Source organism: Sphingobacterium chungjuense (genome assembly GCF_011316935.1).
Lineage (GTDB): Bacteria > Bacteroidota > Bacteroidia > Sphingobacteriales > Sphingobacteriaceae > Sphingobacterium > Sphingobacterium chungjuense.
In genome coordinates, this window is record NZ_WLYS01000005.1 from 106365 (window position 1) to 123795 (window position 17431).

Genomic DNA, 17431 nt, shown 5'->3' on the forward strand with positions numbered 1-17431 from the left:
GAAATGGTTGTTGCATAAATAAGCTTATTTGCTACAGCATACATTGAGCACTGCATAAATGGCAAACATGTCACTAGAAGATTTGTTGTACAAAAAGCTATGACGAAAAAGACTTACCATGCCATGCATACATGGTTTATAGGCATATTGATGTGGTCGGCACTGCCACTTTATGCACAACAAGACAGTATATCTGATAATAGTAACAGCGCTGATACGACATCTATTGTTAGAAATGATTCAATAGATACTACAAAGCAAGCCTCTGGGCAACAACCCGTGGTCGTCGATCTGAAATTAAACGCGCTACAAGGGCGAGTTGTCGCCTTGGCGCAAGAGATTGATAGTGCCAAAGCGGATCAAGACACGTTGCGAAACAATGTGGGGATTTTGGATTCTGCCATGCAACCATCGACCGTCTTCTTGAACGACAAGGTTCGGGACATCACCGTATTAAAGCGGGAGATAAGCCGATATAGACAGGATTTACAGATACAACGTCAAAAGCAAGGCACATCTACTAATAATGACAGCAATCGTGTAGATGGGGTTTTGCATGAATTGCAATTAGGTATAGAAGATTCACTAATGGGTCTTGATAGGCGATTAGATGGACTTTTGGCCAATCTGGTACAGATTCGCGAAAACCTGACGAATCCTATATTGACAGATTCCTTAGCGTTAGATTCTAGCTACAGTGCCACCATGGACATGCCAACAAGACGACGCGTGATGACCTCCATTCGCAATAACTTGGATAGTGATAAACCATTGGAGCAGTTTTTTGATTACGCCGCTTGGAGTAGTCGTGTCTTATTGATTTTACTCACTTTAGGATACCTATATTGGATTTTCCGATTAGGTAAAGAGGAAGAAAGCACTAACCAACGGTGGCGTCTGTTTAAGCATTTTCCACTCTGGATTCCGTTGGTCAAATCCCTTATTTTCTTTTTAATCTTATTGCCGTTAACCGCTTATGTGATTCCTATTTTCATCATACAGATGAGTTATCTCATCATCTTTATGCTGCTGTATGGCTTACATTATAGTCAGTTTTCAACGGCCCAAAAGAATGCAGTTCATATCGTATTTGGTGTATTTCTATTACTTATTGTCGCTAATCTTATTATTTCACAGGCGTTGTGGATCCGATTGGTAGCTGGCGTGTTAAATATTTTTGGTTTAATAATCACATGGCGTATCGGTCAACCTACTAAAGAAGGTGAGCCAGCCAATCATATCAAACCCATTGCCAAGTGGGCGATCTTGCTTGGATTCACTGTCTCCATCATAAGTAATATCTTTGGCTATGTATATTTGGCACGCATTAGCAGTATTGCAGCCAGCGTAGGACTTATTCAAGCGCTAGCTTTGCGTGCATTCAGCACCATGCTGTTGAAAGATTTAGATCAGCATTATAATAAGGTTTCACAGGAAAATCTGATCCGCCGATTCGATCTGCAACGCATGCTAGGAAGTTTGAACAGGCTGATTTCGTTGGTATCCTTTATAATCGTTGCCATTGTGTTGGTCAACAATTTAAACATCACGACACGTACAGCAAACTTTTTGCAAGGTGTGCTTTATAAAGAACATACTTTAGGTAGTATCACCTTTAATTATGCCAACTTATTACTGGCTGCCTTAGTTTTATGGGGTTCCAATTGGTTGCAAAAGAATTTGAAGCATCTGTTGAATGACCCATCTTCGGATGAGTTGCAGATGAAACGAATGACTTTATTTCCGCTATTTAGGCTAATTTTAGTTGTCGTAAGTTTTTTCTTTGCAATCAGTATTCTTGGATTGGGATTGGACAAATTGACCGTGATTGTAGGTGCACTAACGGTCGGTATTGGTTTTGGTTTGCAAAACATCATCAACAATCTCGTATCCGGTGTGATATTGGTCTTCGAAAAACCATTCAAGATCGGTGACTACATAGAGTTAGCCGATAAAAAAGGGCAGGTGCTGGAGATCGGAATTCGCTCTAGCGTACTATTGACAGATCAAGGTGCAAAAGTGATTATTCCAAATGCCGACCTATTTTCAGGTCGCTTGGTCAATTGGACTTTTTCATCCACCGATATTAGAGTAAATTTAGATTTATCGATCACAGGCAGTAACAACATTGATGATGTAAAAGAGCGTTTGCGTAATCGTCTGAAAAACGATCGGTTTGTAGATAAATCCATTCCGATAAAAGTGTACACCAAGGATATCCAGCCAGATACGTATAAAATTTCTATCCAAGTGGGCGTCAAAAATGTAAGACAAATTGAGCGATTTAGAAGTCAGTTTTTAGAAGGAATGAAAGAAGAATTACATACATTGGACGTGAATATTGCGTCTGTATAACCGTTGGAGAATATAAAATGAGTGATCAACAAACAATTATGCTGGAGACCTTGCGTCAATCTAGCGTGGCAACGGCTATTTATACGTCGACGGCATTGCATATCGGATTTATTAATGAAGGTATGCTAGGTATCTGGGAACATACTAATGATAATGAAGTCATACAATTTCCAGATCTACTGCCCGACGGAGATCAGCAATATCTTGCGAGCTTACTTTCCGATGTTTGGAATCAAGGAATCCCGTTTCGCCTGACGGCCTATCCTGTAGCCATGAGTACTAATAAAACTGGTAGCAGGCTGTATGCAGATATCTATTTGCAGCCAATCCTGAATTCGAATGGCACAACAGAGTCTATGATCCATACAATGCAAGAAGTACAAAACCCCTTGGTGGATTTGCACATTGGCAATATGCAGAGCAAAGACATATTGGCCGACGAAAAGTTGCAACAATGGAGTCGTGCGCTTTCGCACGATCTACGCAACCCGCTATCCGTTGCGAAGTTAGGAATGCAATACATGCAATCTCGTAGGCAAATGACGCCTGAAGAACATCAAAAATGGGTGACGATGGTGATCGATGCTTTGCAAAGTGTCGAAACCTTGATTACGGATGTAGTAGAAGTGAGCCGTAAAGAAGCCCCTTCAGCCACCGCGACCAATGTTTCTTGCCTAGTTCATGCAATTTATAAACGAAATCCCTTACTGCTAGGGCAGGATACGAGTAAATTGGATTTTGGCAGTATGCGAGCTGTCACGGCAGACTCAAATCTATTGTATGCCATATTCAATTTAGCGATCCAAAGTGCTGGCCAATTGTCCGATGGTACTTCGCATTTCCCTGTGATAATTACCTGCAATCAAACCGCTAACCAGGTACAGTATAGCCTGAAGTATGGTGATTGCGAGAAAGAGCAAAAATTGGTCGGCTTAACCGTTTTAGAGTACTGGATACAGCAAATCAAAGGCGCAGAGATCGTACTGGATTTAGCCAATAAACAGCTAATCTTAAATTTTCCCATTTTATAATTTTATTTTTCGCCAAAATAAACTTTCTGGTATGAGAATTGGTCTATAATAGTACAGACAAGTTAACCGCATTTTTGGAAGAAAAGAAGTGCAGTATTAGGCGGCTGCAACGTATAGATAGCAGATAATTATGGCACAGAAAAAAGTTTTCATTTGTGATGATGATAAGGGAATAACAGATATGTTGGAAATGGTATTGGAATTGGAAGATGTAGACACCATCACCGAGACCGATAGCATTTACGCTTACGACAAAATGATCGAGTTTAAACCGGATATTCTAATTGTAGATCTATGGATGCCGGTAGTGACAGGAGATCAGTTAATTAAGAAAATTCGCGCTAGTGAAGAGCTCAAGCATATTTTTATCATTTGTATTTCTGCAAGTCGCGATGGTTTGCAGGTAGCGAATGAAGCGGGAGCTAATACCTTTATTGCGAAACCTTTCGACGTGGACGAATTTTTGACGACTGTTGAAAATGCGGTAATTAGCGCCGCCTAAATAGCTGGCTCTATTTCAAGCATTGCGCAGTAGAAGTTTGGATACTACACTAATTTTCTAAATTGTTCTGATTGTGATAAATTAGATATTAACAACTAGAGCCGAGATATTACTATCTCGGCTCTAGTTGTATTAAGCAATTTGTTTTTTCAACTTACGATTCTAGGAATTGAATCAAATCTTTATTCAATTGCTCGGTGTGAGTGACATTCAGTCCGTGTGGCGCATCATCATATACTTTGAATTCACTTCCGGAGATTAGCTTCGCGGCCTGTTCTCCTGAAGTAGCGATTGGCACTGTATTATCTTCCTTACCGTGAATAATTAGCGTAGGCAAGGTGATTTTCTCTGTTTCAGCTCTAAAATCAGTATCCATCCAAGCCTTTGCCGCTTCAATCGTAGCCTCCGCATTCGCTGCAGATGATACTGCCAAATCTGCATCTAATTGAGATTCTGGAACGGCATCAGGTTTCTTATCTACATTGTAAAATTGCTGGTGAAACTCTTTCAAGAAGGCCATGCGATCCTCTTTCAAGTTTGCTAAAATATCATCCAAATCTTCCTGTGGCACGCCATCAGGATTATCATCCTTTTGTTTTACCAATGGAATAATCGACGCTACGAATGCTAATTTGGAGATTCGATCTGTTCCGTAATTAGTTACATATCTAATCACTTCACCACCACCCATCGAAAATCCAACCAATGTAACTTCTTTCAAATCCAATTCTTCCAGTAATGCATGTAGATCAGAGCTCAAGCTATCGTAATCGTACGCATTGCCGGTAGTTGAATCACCAAAACCACGACGATCATAAGCAATAACACGATATCCCGCATCTGCCAATGCGCTAATTTGGTTATTCCATGAGGTATGACTCAAAGGCCAACCATGTATTAAAACGACCGGCTTACCTGATCCTTGATCTTGGTAATGAATATCTACTAATTGTCCGTCATTCTTATTTGTAATTTTTGCCATATTGATTTTATTATAAGTTTAATTTTCAATTCGTTTTTGCGATGATGTATGTATTGCGCCCATGCTCCATAATGCCAACCAGATCAATGGCGGTTGGAAAAAAAGACGGATAAATCGGGCCTTATCGGTATTTAAACCAAATGCATTTCTACGGTTTTGATATTGAGCCCAATTTCCTGGGAACACTGCTATTAAAAAGGAGCCAATCAACCAACCAATTTTTGGATCCCGATGTCCTCGCCAGAGAATAAGCAGTCCGAGTAAAATTTCGACATAACCAGACCAGACTACCGTCTGATCTTTTGTTGCCGGAATCCATTTAGGCACTTGCGCTCGAAAGGCGCGACGGCCAAATGTAAGATGTGCTATACCCGCATACACAAAGAATACACCTAATGCTATTCTTCCAATATGTCTACCTATTCCTAGTTTTTGCCTTTTTGTCCCTTTCATCATGTTGTTTTTTAAACTATGCTGGCACTTTTCGAAAAGATTCACGTGCCCAGATCCGGTGTTTTGCCACCGCTTTTACAAACTCGTCTAACTGCTGATCGGCTGTTTCTACTAAGATTCCCCAATCGTCGTCATTTTTTTTGATGTACGTGTGGTTCAAGATTTCCTCTGCACCAGCACCGAAGGCTATCGGCTTACAATGTCTATATACCTCATTAACAAACTGAAACACGTCTGGTTCTTCCGATAATGATTTAATCGACTTTTCACCACTAGGTATGAATAATGCATCGTATAACACAGAAGCTTCGGTCAAGAAACTATGCTCAATCGGCATTGTATTTCCTTGCTTAGTTTTTACGGAGCCCACTTTTGGCCCGATCAATACCGGCGTAGCACCACCTTCCTCCAATGGGATGGTCAGTTTTTCCAATGATTCTTCGCAAACACCATCTGCTACAAGTACAGCGACCTTTTTAGTTTTGATACCTTCCACTTTATTAAACTCCATACTCAATGCTTCTGATTTTTCTACTTCGGGCTTGTTTGGGGTTATTGGATAATCTGCATGATTTTGCTTGGCATAAAACAGGGTTTCTTCTGCCAGACCATTTGGCACTTCTAATCCCAAATTATCGGCGACTTGTTTTGCTAAATCTGTGTCTACTTGCGAAAGGATTCCCAAATAGCGTTTTCTTACTTCAACTAAATTTATCTTTCCTAATTCAAAACTAAAGGCGCTAACGATATGCGATTTTTCGGGCTCAGACTGGCTATTATAAAACAAGGTAGCTTGCGTGAAATGATCCGCGAAACTATCTGATCTGCCACGCACTTTAGTTTCTGTCGTTTCCTCTGGAAAAGAATCAAAACCTTGTCCTTGTATCATGGCGTGGAATGGACATCCACCGCCCATACTGTTTGGAAAGTAATTGGCCTTACCTTTTGCAATATCGTGTCGCATATGTCCATCACGCTGATTGTTGTGTATCGGAGCAACCGATCTATTGATCGGTAATTCGTGAAAATTGGCGCTTCCTAAACGGCTGAGCTGCGTATCTGTATAAGAGAACAGACGACCTTGCAAAAGTGGATCACTTGAAAATTCGATGCCGGGCACAATATGCCCCGGGTGAAAAGCAACCTGTTCTGTTTCCGCAAAGAAATTATCTGGATTTCTATTCAAGGTTAGCTTACCTACCCGCTGCACAGGAATCAACTCTTCCGGAATGATTTTAGTTGGATCCAACACATCAAATGAAAAGCCGTCCGCTTGCTCTTGTGTAAAGATCTGTAAACCCAATTCCCATTCAGGATAATTCCCAGCTTCAATGTTTTCCCACAAATCACGGCGATGAAAATCGGGATCGAATCCCGAGATTTTCTGTGCTTCGTTCCATGCCACACTTTGCATGCCTAATAAAGGCTTCCAGTGAAACTTAACAAAATGCGATTCATTTTGCATATTGATGAGGCGGAAGGTATGTACGCCAAAACCCTCCATTGTACGATAATTTTTGGGAATCCCACGGTCGGACATCGCCCACATCATCATATGTGCTGATTCTGGCATGAGGGATACAAAATCCCAAAAGGTATCGTGCGCGGAGGCGGCCTGCGGAATCTCATTATCTGCTTCTGGTTTTACCGCGTGTACGAGATCTGGAAAGTTCATCGCATCTTGTATAAAAAAGACAGGTATGTTATTCCCCACCAAATCATAGATCCCCTCGTCAGTATAAAATTTTACGGCAAAGCCACGTGCATCACGCGCCATATCGGTCGATCCTTTAGACCCAGCGACGGTTGAAAAACGCACGAAAACAGGCGTTTCTTTCGCCGGATTTTGCAGAAAATCGGCTTTAGTATATTTTTCCAGTGATTCGTACACTTGGAACACACCATGTGCGCCACTACCACGAGCATGCACGATGCGCTCTGGAATGCGCTCATGATCAAAGTGGAAGATTTTCTCTCGTAATATAAAATCTTCTAATAGAGTAGGCCCTCGTTTTCCTGCTTTTAGTGAATTATTGTTGTCATGTATGTTCAACCCTTGATTGGTTGTCATATTGGTCATGTTATTATTCACGAGGTTAGAGTCCATTTGCTCTCGCTTGGAGTTTCTTCCATCTTTACCAATTGCCATAATTATCTTATTAGGTTTTTATGTATATCTTATTATCTCTTTATAGTACTTCTCAACCGGCGCTGCAATGGGCATAAATCCTGCTTTGATCTTGCACTTTGCATTTAACATCATTGTCAATGATTGAACAGTTGCTACAGGCAATAGTTTGATAAATCAACCACCTAAAACACATACGGGTAGTATTACGTCTACGGCAAGCGTACATGCCGCAAAGTACCGGAGGTGACTTCGTGATCTGTACTATTTGAAAACATTCAGGAGGCAAAAGCGTCTATTGCTATGAGAGACTCGCATACTGAAATGCACAAAAACACAAAATTGAAAAACATGGAGAATAAAGAGACACCAGGATTAGTGAATCCACTTACCCGATTTCAACAGCCACCATATCCAAAACAGCAACAACCATTTCCGGGATTAGCCGGTAAGATGGATCCTATTCCAGATCATGGCGAAACTTCGTACGTAGGATCAGGCAAGTTAAAAGGTCGCAAAGCCTTGATCACGGGAGGTGATTCTGGTATTGGCCGTGCAGCGGCTATTGCCTATGCTCGTGAAGGTGCTGATGTTGCTATCAATTATCTACCTCATGAGGAAGAAGATGCACAAGAAGTGATTCGGTATATCGAAGAAGCAGGTCAGAAAGGTTTTGCAATTCCGGGTGACATCACAGACGAAGCTTTCTGTGTACAGTTAGTGGAAGATGCAGTGGCGCATTTGGGCGGATTAGATATATTAGTCAATAATGCGGGGAAACAAAAGAGTCACGATTCCATCGAAGACATTGATTCCAGAGATTTTGATCTCACGATGAAAACGAATATTTACGCGCCTTATTGGATCACCAAAGCAGCTTTAAAGCATTTGAAACCTGGATCTGCGATCATTGCGACTTCGTCTGTACAGGCATACGACCCATCGGCTAACCTTTTCGATTACGCCCAGACTAAAGCCGCAAATGTTGCTTATGTAAAGTCCTTGTCGAAACAATTAGGACCTAAAGGTATTCGCGTAAACGGTGTTTCACCAGGTCCAATCTGGACACCATTACAGATTTGTGGTGGTCAGCCATCCGATGCGATTCCAGAATTTGGCGCTACGGCACCGTTAGAACGTGCAGGGCAGCCTGTTGAGTTAGCTGGAGTTTACGTGCTGCTAGCAGATACCACCTCAAGTTACTCACACGGACAGATTGTCGGCGTAGCCGGCGGTTATGGCCACCCGTAGAAAAATAATAATGAGTGATTATTAAATGTTGTCCATACGACTGGGTAGTCGGTATGTGGTGCGCCCACAGCCGACTACTTTTTTGGTATACTATGTGCAGTAATAAAAAGAAAGGATTCGCATGAATAACAATCAAACTGTGTTAGATAAAGCCATTGACAAAGCATTGTCCTTCGTAGAAAGTAAACATAGTGAGGAATTGGACAATAGTTCTTGTGTACGTATTGGAATCTATGTACATCGGCGTCAACCGCCGCTACCACCATTGGGGATCAATTATATCATCACGTTCAAACGTGGAAAAGATCAAGAATGGCAATATGAAAGCCACGAACGGCACATTCCGTCCGTGGACTATGCAAAAATCACCAATGTCGATCCAATATTGCATTATTGCGGATAATGCACTGCGCATTATCCGCGATTAAATACCTTTACAATTTCTCGCAGCTCTTTTATTCTGCTGGCGTCAAAATCTCCCGATTGCATTTGCCAGCTCCAATTTCCTTCGGTCGTTGCAGGCGTATTCATTCGAGTACGCTCATCCAGATCTAAGATATCTTGCATGGGTACAATGGCCATATTTGCGCTAGAGCCATAAGCTAATCGAAGCAAAGCATCATTGATGGAGTTTGCATTGACTTGTTGGCCAGCGTAGCGCTTAATATTCTGACGCACGGTTTCATCCGTTTCCGTCTCGTACCAGCCACGCGTCGTATTATTATCATGCGTACCTGTGTACACCACATAATTCTCCTCATATTGATGTGGAATGTGTGGGGAGGATGCGATATCATCACCAAAGGCGAACTGCAAGACTTTCATACCCGGCATTTTCTGTTCGTCGCGCAGATCATAGACCGCATCGTCAATGTCACCCAGATCTTCTGCAATGAAAGGTAGTTCGCCAAATGCCTGACGGATTTTGGCAAAAAGAGCTTTTCCGGGTGCTTTTTTCCATGCGCCTGACTTGGCAGATTCGGCACTAGCGGGCACTTCCCAATAAGCAGCGAATGCCCGAAAGTGATCCAGCCGTATCATATCGAACAACGCGACGTTGCGCGCTATTCGTGCCGTCCACCATCTAAAACCGGTTTTTTTGTGCGCTTCCCAATTAAAGACTGGCATGCCCCACAATTGTCCATCTGCATTGAAATAATCGGGCGGCACACCTGCTACCGCTTTAAGATTGCCATCTTCTTCTAGCGCAAATAGTGAAGGGTTAGCCCACACATCCGCCGAATCGTGACTCACATAAATGGGAATATCACCTAAGATAGATATATCGCGTGCATGGCAATAGCGGCGCAATTTTGCCCATTGTTTGTCGAATATATATTGTAACCATTTTTGAAACAAGATAGCAGATTGATGCTGGTTGGTAAAGCTTTTTAAGGCGTCTGCATCGCGCATGCGATAAGCCTCGTCCCACGAATACCAAGCTACATGATCCTGTTTTTCGCGAAGTACGACATAAAGCGCATAATCATCCAACCACTTACTTTCCGACCTACAAAACTGCTGAAATTCTACGTCGCTTCTTACATCAGATTGGTCGAAAGCGGCTTGCAAAAGCGGCATTTTATAGGCTTCTGCTCGCTCAAAATCCACCTTATGATGCTTAGGCTTCTTTTTCTTATTAGGATATGATTGACCGTATTGTTGCGTAATCCCGAGCTGATCCAGATCAATTAATAGCGGATTCCCAGCCATCGCACTCCACGTACTATAAGGCGAATGAAACTGATCTTTCGCGGTAGGCCCAAGAGGTAATACTTGCCACCACCGTTGTCCGGCGGCAGCCAATTGATCAGCAAAGTTATAGGCTTCTTTGCCTAAATCACCAATTCCATTTTTTGATGGGAGCGAGGTGATGTGCAATACGATGCCTGCACTTCGCTTATTAACGGTAGATTGGCCTTGCAGCACGGCGATTGGTAAATCTTCAAAAAGCGTATTGATGTCGATCTGTTTTGCATCTGTGCGTACAGCAGACCACGCATGTCGCCATTGGATTTCCTGATCTGCCGGTAATACAATATGCGTATCCTCCCAATCAAATTTTCGAAAATCTTCATGGGTCGATTTAGCAATAGAAGCGAGGTGTAAAGGTATGGCAACCAGCACCCAATCTTGACGATATTTGCGCGCATAAGCCAATATATGACGTTTGTATTTGCCAGCCACCTCCACAGGTTGGTACATGCCATCGCGGAATACATCGGCATAATCAGCTCTCATTCGCAATAAGTGATGTAGTAGCGCTAGCTTAATTTTGCCCGAATGCCTTTCTTCCCACAATGTCGAAATTTGTTCTTGTAATGAGGAAGCCTTTATTTTTTCCAAATACTTTTGTCGCAGCGCATAATCTACTGGTCGTCGATTATCTGGATCTACAAACCCTAGTTCCCATAATTCAGAACCTTGATACACATCGGGGATACCGGGACAGGTTAATTTTAGCACTAGCTGATTTAATGAATTGCTGATGCCAAAATCAAGATATTTAAGCAAGAAGTCGTGAAATTTCGGGAAGAATGCCTGTTTTTTATTCAATAAATAGCTGGCAAAGGATTTGAAACTATCCTCGTATGCTTCATTGGGCGCAGCCCAATCCGAGCGCTCTTTGCCTTCCCTTAAATATTTTTCCAAATAAGCATATAAGCGCGAATCATAATCGTCATACGGTGTATCTGGCATAGGATACGAGCCAAACAACGATTGGTATAAGAAATATCGATCGTTAGGATGCGGTAAATCTTGCTTGTAGCTATTGGCTAAATCGGCTTCCCAAGATTTTACCGCTTCGATCCATTGTTCAGGTATCGCACTAAGTACTTGTAAACGCGCGCGTTGATCTTCACCTCGCTTCGTATCGTGCGTAGCACTTCCATTCAATGCTTCGGGCCATTTGGCTTGCCGATCAAGCATTGCTTGGTGAAATTTCTTCTTCGATAAACCAAAGTTCTCCGGGTGATCGCCGACCTCATGCCGACCAATATGGCGATGGTAGGTATACATCAAGGTATCTTCCACACCTTTAGCCATTACTGGACCTGCAAATTGCATGCATCGTGCAAAAAACAACGCAGTTTTTTCTGCCAATTCATGCTCATTAGTAGATTGTGCTTTGTCAAATATTGCCGCAAGTGCTTTTACTGCTTTTTTATTCGCAGCCTTATTTTTTAGCATTTGTTCGAAGACAGAATCCATTAGTTTTACAGACGCATCCGCTAGTGGAAATTGCTCATCGTACAAACGATACACAGGAAAATAAACCAGAAAGCCGGCAATAGCTTCTTTCATGTCGCTTGCAGTAAGCGAGGTATCCGCAGGAAGCAATTCCAGCTGAAGCAGGTAGTGGTACAAATTATCGATCTCGCCGCCCATGTGGTTTTTCAATATGGCCGCCTTTTTCTGGAGTTGTAGCGTATGTACATCCGCTGTGATACCAGTCAGCTCATGATAGTACGCCGTCAACAACTTTTCGCTTTTCTCATTCGTCAGTACGTTATTGCATAACGACAAAAACTCATAACCCGTAGCGCCTTGAATCGGCCATTCTTCCGGCAATTCTTCGCCCGTTTCTAGGATTTTTTCGGCGACGATGTAGGTTTCTGCACCACAAAGCGTACGGAGATCACGTAGGTATTTTGATGGATTGTACAATCCATCAATATGATCAATACGAAGTCCGTCGAAAATACCTTTATCTATTAGTTCTTTTATTAATGAATGCGTATCTGCAAATACTTCTGGCCGATCTACATTCATACAAATCAGACCATTCACGGTAAAGAATCGCCGGTAATTGATCTGCTTATCCGTTTCTTGCCAATGGCACAGACGATAATTTTGCTGTTCTAATAATGCGCTCATCGCGTTTGCATCCAACCGGAAATGAGCTAAATGTCGCTGTAGTTGGTTACGAGCTTTCGTGCCAGTAAATAACTTAGCGAGTGATTTATACACATTTTTTCGTCCTGACATCTCATCAATAGGCTGTCCTTGCAATTGTTGCATCAGCTCCGCCCAATCGTCTTTTTGATCGCTATCATCGAACAATCCTTGTAATAGATAGGCGTAGCTAGATGGTGCGAGTGGAAAAGACTGATCGTAATACTGAATCACGAATTTACCTTTATCGAACTGGATGCTTAGTTCTTCGTCTTCGCATGCTTGACGCAAAGATTTCCCTAATACAGGCACCATCATCTTGCCGTCCATCAGCTCACTACTGAAACTAGTATCGAAATAGGATTGATAGGCAGAATCAACACCATTTTCCAACAGATCCATCAACCACGTGTTGTCTGGATGAAAAGCCATATGATTGGGCACGATGTCTTGCAGCCACGCCATTTGATGCTGACTTAATTTCTTTTTAAGCTGGATCAATTGGTTTTTAGTGCCGATCTCTGGGTTGATGCGATGGCTACTGATACCATCATAACCGTGCGTACTACCCGGCGTAGCAGCCAATAGTGGTGATGCATAAATAGTATGAACGCCTAGCTGTTGTAAGTACGACGTGATTTGCTCCAAATTGGATAATTTGAAATCCTGATGGAATTGAATGCGATACGTATTGTGTGGATGAGGCATGACAAAGTCCTAAATAGATTATTTATAGTTGTTGAAAGAAAACGCCAGTAGTTGCAGGAATTGTGACCTCGCCATTAAAGAGATCAGCAGTCGGTCCAGAACCGCCCCAAGCTGGATCAGAAGTATCCCAAATTCGTTCCCACGAATAAGCACTATCTAAACTCACCGTTTGTGCTGCTGATGAAAAGTTTAGTAGGCCAACCATTAATTGATCTTCAAATGCGTAACTTAATACAATAACCGACTTGGGTTCATCGTATTGTACGGTAACCAATGATCGATCTACTTGACGAAGGATACTATTCGCTTTGCGGAAACTGATTAAAGCTTCGTAATAGGCCAACATCTGCTGATGCGCCCCTGAGTCTACTTCATCCCACTTTAAAACACAGTCGGCAAAAGTGTTTTCCGACTGAGGGTCGGGAGCTTCGGCATCCGAATGAAATGATTTAAACTCTTCTTTGCGACCTTTTCGTACGGCTTCAATCAACTCCTCATCGCTATGATGTACGAAGTATTGGAATGGGGTAGAAGCCGACCACTCTTCGCCCATAAACAACATCGGTACAAATGGTGAAGCCATCACTGTAAGCGCCATCAATCGTTGCATGTCGGCAGAGAAGAGCATGCTCGAGCGCTCGCCCAGCATACGATTGCCGGTCTGATCGTGGTTTTGAGAAAACACGATGAAATGGTCTCCCGTAATACCAACAGTATCCGTCCCGAAGAATTTCTGCCGATGTTCAGAGTATTGACCAGTATACACGTAAGCATGTTGCAAGGATTTCGCTAAATCGGCGACACCGTGAAAATCACTGTAATAGCCGTCGGGTTTGCCACCAGCAGCTACGCGTAAAGCGTGATGAAACTCATCGACCCATTGCCCATCCATAGCAAAGCCATTTTTCTCTAAGGATTCCAAATAACGTCTGTCATTCAGGTCACATTCCACGATGAGATAATGATCTCGCTCTTGTTCCTCGATCCAAGCATTTGTCTCTCTCCGGATATCTTGCAAAATATGCGAGGCGCTCCAATCCTTTAAGGCATGTGCCGCATCGATTCGCAAGGCGTCTACATGATAATCTGCAAACCACATACGCACATTAGCGAGTACAAAATCGCGCACGCCATTGCTATATGCATCATCAAAATTGATCGCGCTACCCCAAGGTGTGCCATATTTGTCAGTAAAATAAGGGCCGTAATTGGGTGCGTAATTTCCTTCTGGTCCAAAGTGATTGTATACCACATCCAAGACTATAGCGATGTCTTGTGCGTGCGCTGCATCGACAAGCTGTTGAAATGCTTTTGGCCCGCCATAGGAGTCTTGCACCGCAAAAGGAAATACCCCATCATAGCCCCAATTTCGTTCGCCGGGGAATTGCGCAATCGGCATGATTTCAATCGCATTAATCCCCAATTTTTTGAGGTAAGGTATTTTGTCGATCGTTCCTTGGAAATCATGCGTATCCGTAAATGTGCCTATATGCAGTTCATAGATGATCAAATCTTTCATCGCAGGCACTGTATATCCGCCGTCTGTCCAATTAAAAGAGAGATCAACAACTTGGGATGCGCCATGTACACCTTCTGGTTGATAGTACGACGCTGGATCGGGATAGGCTTCGCCATCCAGTACAAATTGATATCGATCACCCGCTTTTATGGCATGTGTCTTGGTTTCCCAGTAACCGTATTCTTTACGATCCAGCGTGATGAGCGTTTTTTGATCTTCCACTTGGCATTGCACGATTTTTGCCTTTGGCGCCCATACTGAAATATGGGTGCCGTCGGCTGTGGTGCGAACACCGATATGATTTCTATTTGGTGTATTCAAAACTGCTTGCTTTAAATGTTGCTATTTGCTTTCAGCACGATGATGGACCGACCTTGTACCGTTACTTCATCGCCAGGATTAAAGGTATCGTGCTCGTCAATGGTATCATATTCAGTATTGATCACTTTCGTCCATTCTTTTCCGTATTTATCTGAAGGCAATTTGTAACGAATAGCTTCATGATATGCATTGAATAAGATGTAGAAGTTGTCATCGGTAATCTTTTCGCCATCGTCATTGAGGGAACGAATACCATTTCCATTCAAGAAAACAGCTAAAGAACGCGCAAAGTCATGTTGCCAATGCTCATCACTCATCTCCTGACCTTCTGGTAAGAACCAAGCAATATCCTCTAAACCTACTCCTTTGATCGGCATGCCTTGAAACCACTTACGACGGCAAAAAGAAGGATGCGCTTTACGGAAAGCAATCAGTTGCGCGGTAAATTTTTGCAAGCTTTCATCGCGATTTGCCCAGTCCAACCAGGAGATCTCATTGTCCTGGCAATAGGCATTGTTGTTGCCGTCTTGTGTGCGTGCAAATTCATCGCCCGCCACGATCATTGGCACACCTTGCGATAGCAACATCGTGGTGAGCATGTTGCGCATTTGTTTACTACGTAAAGCATTGATTTCGTTATCTTCCGTCGGTCCTTCAGCACCACAATTCCACGATCTGTTGTGGCTTTCTCCGTCTTGATTGTTTTCACCGTTGGCATCGTTATGCTTTTCATTATACGACACCAAATCATTTAAGGTAAAACCATCATGCGCTGTGATGAAGTTAATACTGGCCGTTGGCCGGCGATAATCATCTTGGTATAGATCGGAAGATCCCATAAAGCGCTCAGCAAATTCACCCAACATAGAATCTGCTCCGATCCAATAATCACGCATACAATCACGGTATTTACCATTCCATTCTGTCCATCCAGCTGGGAATTTGCCTACCTGATAACCACCTTCACCAATATCCCAAGGCTCGGCAATTAATTTGACCTGAGAAATGATCGGATCTTGATGAATTACATCAAAAAAGGAACTTAATTTATTGACTTCGTGCAGTTCACGCGCCAATGTAGATGCCAAATCAAAGCGGAATCCGTCGACATGCATTTCCTGAATCCAATAGCGCAAACTATCCATGATCAATCGTAAAACATTTGGCATCATCGCGTTTAGCGTATTACCCGTACCTGTATAATCCATATAATAGCGCGGATCTTCGGTCAAACGGTAATAGGCCGCGTTATCAATTCCACGGAATGAAAGCGTCGGTCCCATTTGGTTACCTTCGCCCGTGTGATTATACACCACGTCAAGGATCACTTCCATGCCGGCTTGATGCAATGCTTTGACCATTTCTTTGAACTCACGCACTTGTTCACCTTCTATACCATTCGCAGCATAACGAACATCCGGAGCGAAGAAACCAATCGTATTATAACCCCAATAATTGGTTAATCCTTGATCTTTCAAATGCCGATCGGTGATAAAATGATGAATGGGCATCAATTCGATGGCAGTAACACCCAAATTCTTCAGATACTCAATGGTCACGGGATGCGCCATTGCTAAATAGGTTCCTCGTATTTCTTCCGGAATATCTGGATGCATTTGGGTGAATCCCTTAACATGCGTTTCGTATATAATACTTTTGTGCATCGGAATTTTTGGTGATTTCACACCTTCCCAGTCAAAAGATTCGTCGACCACCACAGACTTTGGAATGTAGGGCGCACTGTCTAATTTGCTAAAACTTAAATCTTCTTGTTCATGACCGACCTCATAACCGAAAAGGGAATCATCCCATTCTAAGGTGCCAGCGATCGCTTTTGCATATGGGTCGATCAACAATTTATGAGCATTGAATCGATGGCCGGCAGCTGGGTCAAATGGCCCGTGTACGCGATATCCGTATAATTGCCCGGGCTGTATACCTGGAATAAAGGCGTGCCAAACCTGATGTGTACGTTCTTTAAAACGAATCTTAACGCTCTCGGTAGGATCGTCGGTCTTGTTGAATAAACATAATTCTACTCCTTCTGCATTTTCAGCATAAATAGAAAAGTTTACACCTTCACCATTGTAGGTGGCGCCAAGTGGGTATGGTGAACCCGTCAGTACTTTTGTCTTCATATAAATATTAGTCTCTCTGCTAGTTTGGTTGCGAATTCTGCAATCTTTTATCCGGCAAGATTTATCCTGCGAGATTTATCTTGCGTTATAACAGTGATTCCAGCAATTTGTTCGTTAGCAATCAGGATATAAAAATCCTATAATTA

General features: G+C 42.6%; 11 protein-coding genes. 5 read left to right on the forward strand and 6 right to left on the reverse strand.

Going from position 1 to position 17431, the window contains the following annotated elements; all coding sequences use genetic code 11:
- Window positions 1–99: 99 nt before the first annotated feature.
- The 3 genes from GKO22_RS13220 to GKO22_RS13230 all read left to right on the forward strand — a co-directional run bounded on the left by GKO22_RS13220 (window position 100) and on the right by GKO22_RS13230 (window position 3888).
- Window positions 100–2355, forward strand: a complete 2256-nt coding sequence (locus GKO22_RS13220; RefSeq protein ID WP_166335791.1) for a mechanosensitive ion channel domain-containing protein — start codon at window positions 100–102, stop codon at window positions 2353–2355.
- Window positions 2356–2372: 17 nt separating this feature from the next.
- Window positions 2373–3386, forward strand: a complete 1014-nt coding sequence (locus tag GKO22_RS13225; protein WP_166335793.1) for a histidine kinase dimerization/phospho-acceptor domain-containing protein — start codon at window positions 2373–2375, stop codon at window positions 3384–3386.
- A 130-nt stretch (window positions 3387–3516) separates the two neighbouring features.
- Window positions 3517–3888, forward strand: a complete 372-nt coding sequence (locus GKO22_RS13230; protein WP_116775704.1) for a response regulator — start codon at window positions 3517–3519, stop codon at window positions 3886–3888.
- 154 nt (window positions 3889–4042) lie between these two features.
- Here GKO22_RS13230 and GKO22_RS13235 read toward each other — a convergent pair whose 3' ends face one another.
- The 3 genes from GKO22_RS13235 to GKO22_RS13245 are packed head-to-tail and all read right to left on the reverse strand — an operon-like array spanning window position 4043 to window position 7472.
- Window positions 4043–4870: an alpha/beta fold hydrolase gene (locus tag GKO22_RS13235; protein ID WP_166335795.1), complete on the reverse strand. Its 828-nt coding sequence runs from the start codon at window positions 4868–4870 to the stop codon at window positions 4043–4045.
- 18 nt (window positions 4871–4888) lie between these two features.
- Window positions 4889–5326, reverse strand: a complete 438-nt coding sequence (locus tag GKO22_RS13240) for a DoxX family protein (RefSeq protein ID WP_240920307.1) — start codon at window positions 5324–5326, stop codon at window positions 4889–4891.
- Between the two features lie 13 nt (window positions 5327–5339).
- The gene (locus tag GKO22_RS13245; protein ID WP_166335797.1) at window positions 5340–7472 is read right to left on the reverse strand and encodes a catalase; all 2133 of its coding nucleotides are present in this window, start codon (window positions 7470–7472) and stop codon (window positions 5340–5342) included.
- Between the two features lie 330 nt (window positions 7473–7802).
- Here GKO22_RS13245 and GKO22_RS13250 point away from each other — a divergent pair, with 330 nt between their 5' ends.
- Together GKO22_RS13250 and GKO22_RS13255 are read left to right on the forward strand one after the other, a co-directional pair.
- Window positions 7803–8702, forward strand: a complete 900-nt coding sequence (locus GKO22_RS13250) for an SDR family oxidoreductase (protein WP_206367904.1) — start codon at window positions 7803–7805, stop codon at window positions 8700–8702.
- A 121-nt stretch (window positions 8703–8823) separates the two neighbouring features.
- Window positions 8824–9105, forward strand: a complete 282-nt coding sequence (locus tag GKO22_RS13255; RefSeq protein ID WP_166335801.1) for a hypothetical protein — start codon at window positions 8824–8826, stop codon at window positions 9103–9105.
- A gap of 11 nt (window positions 9106–9116) precedes the next feature.
- Here the strand turns inward: GKO22_RS13255 and treY are convergent, their stop codons facing one another.
- The 3 genes from treY to glgX are packed head-to-tail and all read right to left on the reverse strand — an operon-like array spanning window position 9117 to window position 17285.
- On the reverse strand, window positions 9117–13307 hold the full coding sequence (gene treY, locus GKO22_RS13260; RefSeq protein ID WP_166335803.1) for a malto-oligosyltrehalose synthase: 4191 nt from the start codon (window positions 13305–13307) through the stop codon (window positions 9117–9119).
- 22 nt (window positions 13308–13329) lie between these two features.
- Window positions 13330–15147, reverse strand: coding sequence for a malto-oligosyltrehalose trehalohydrolase (gene treZ / locus GKO22_RS13265; RefSeq protein WP_166335805.1), 1818 nt, complete (start codon window positions 15145–15147; stop codon window positions 13330–13332).
- 11 nt (window positions 15148–15158) lie between these two features.
- Entirely contained in the window at window positions 15159–17285 is a 2127-nt protein-coding gene (glgX, locus tag GKO22_RS13270; protein ID WP_166335807.1) for a glycogen debranching protein GlgX, read from the reverse strand.
- Between the last annotated feature and the right edge of the window lie 146 nt (window positions 17286–17431).

Bases quoted from the DNA above. Each gene is read 5' to 3' on its own strand.
- GKO22_RS13220 (WP_166335791.1), top strand. From the start codon at position 100: ATGACGAAAAAGACTTACCATGCCATGCATACATGGTTTATAGGCATA.
- GKO22_RS13225 (WP_166335793.1), top strand. From the start codon at position 2,373: ATGAGTGATCAACAAACAATTATGCTGGAGACCTTGCGTCAATCTAGC.
- GKO22_RS13230 (WP_116775704.1), top strand. From the start codon at position 3,517: ATGGCACAGAAAAAAGTTTTCATTTGTGATGATGATAAGGGAATAACA.
- GKO22_RS13235 (WP_166335795.1), bottom strand. From the start codon at position 4,870: ATGGCAAAAATTACAAATAAGAATGACGGACAATTAGTAGATATTCAT.
- GKO22_RS13240 (WP_240920307.1), bottom strand. From the start codon at position 5,326: ATGATGAAAGGGACAAAAAGGCAAAAACTAGGAATAGGTAGACATATT.
- GKO22_RS13245 (WP_166335797.1), bottom strand. From the start codon at position 7,472: ATGGCAATTGGTAAAGATGGAAGAAACTCCAAGCGAGAGCAAATGGAC.
- GKO22_RS13250 (WP_206367904.1), top strand. From the start codon at position 7,803: ATGGAGAATAAAGAGACACCAGGATTAGTGAATCCACTTACCCGATTT.
- GKO22_RS13255 (WP_166335801.1), top strand. From the start codon at position 8,824: ATGAATAACAATCAAACTGTGTTAGATAAAGCCATTGACAAAGCATTG.
- treY (WP_166335803.1), bottom strand. From the start codon at position 13,307: ATGCCTCATCCACACAATACGTATCGCATTCAATTCCATCAGGATTTC.
- glgX (WP_166335807.1), bottom strand. From the start codon at position 17,285: ATGAAGACAAAAGTACTGACGGGTTCACCATACCCACTTGGCGCCACC.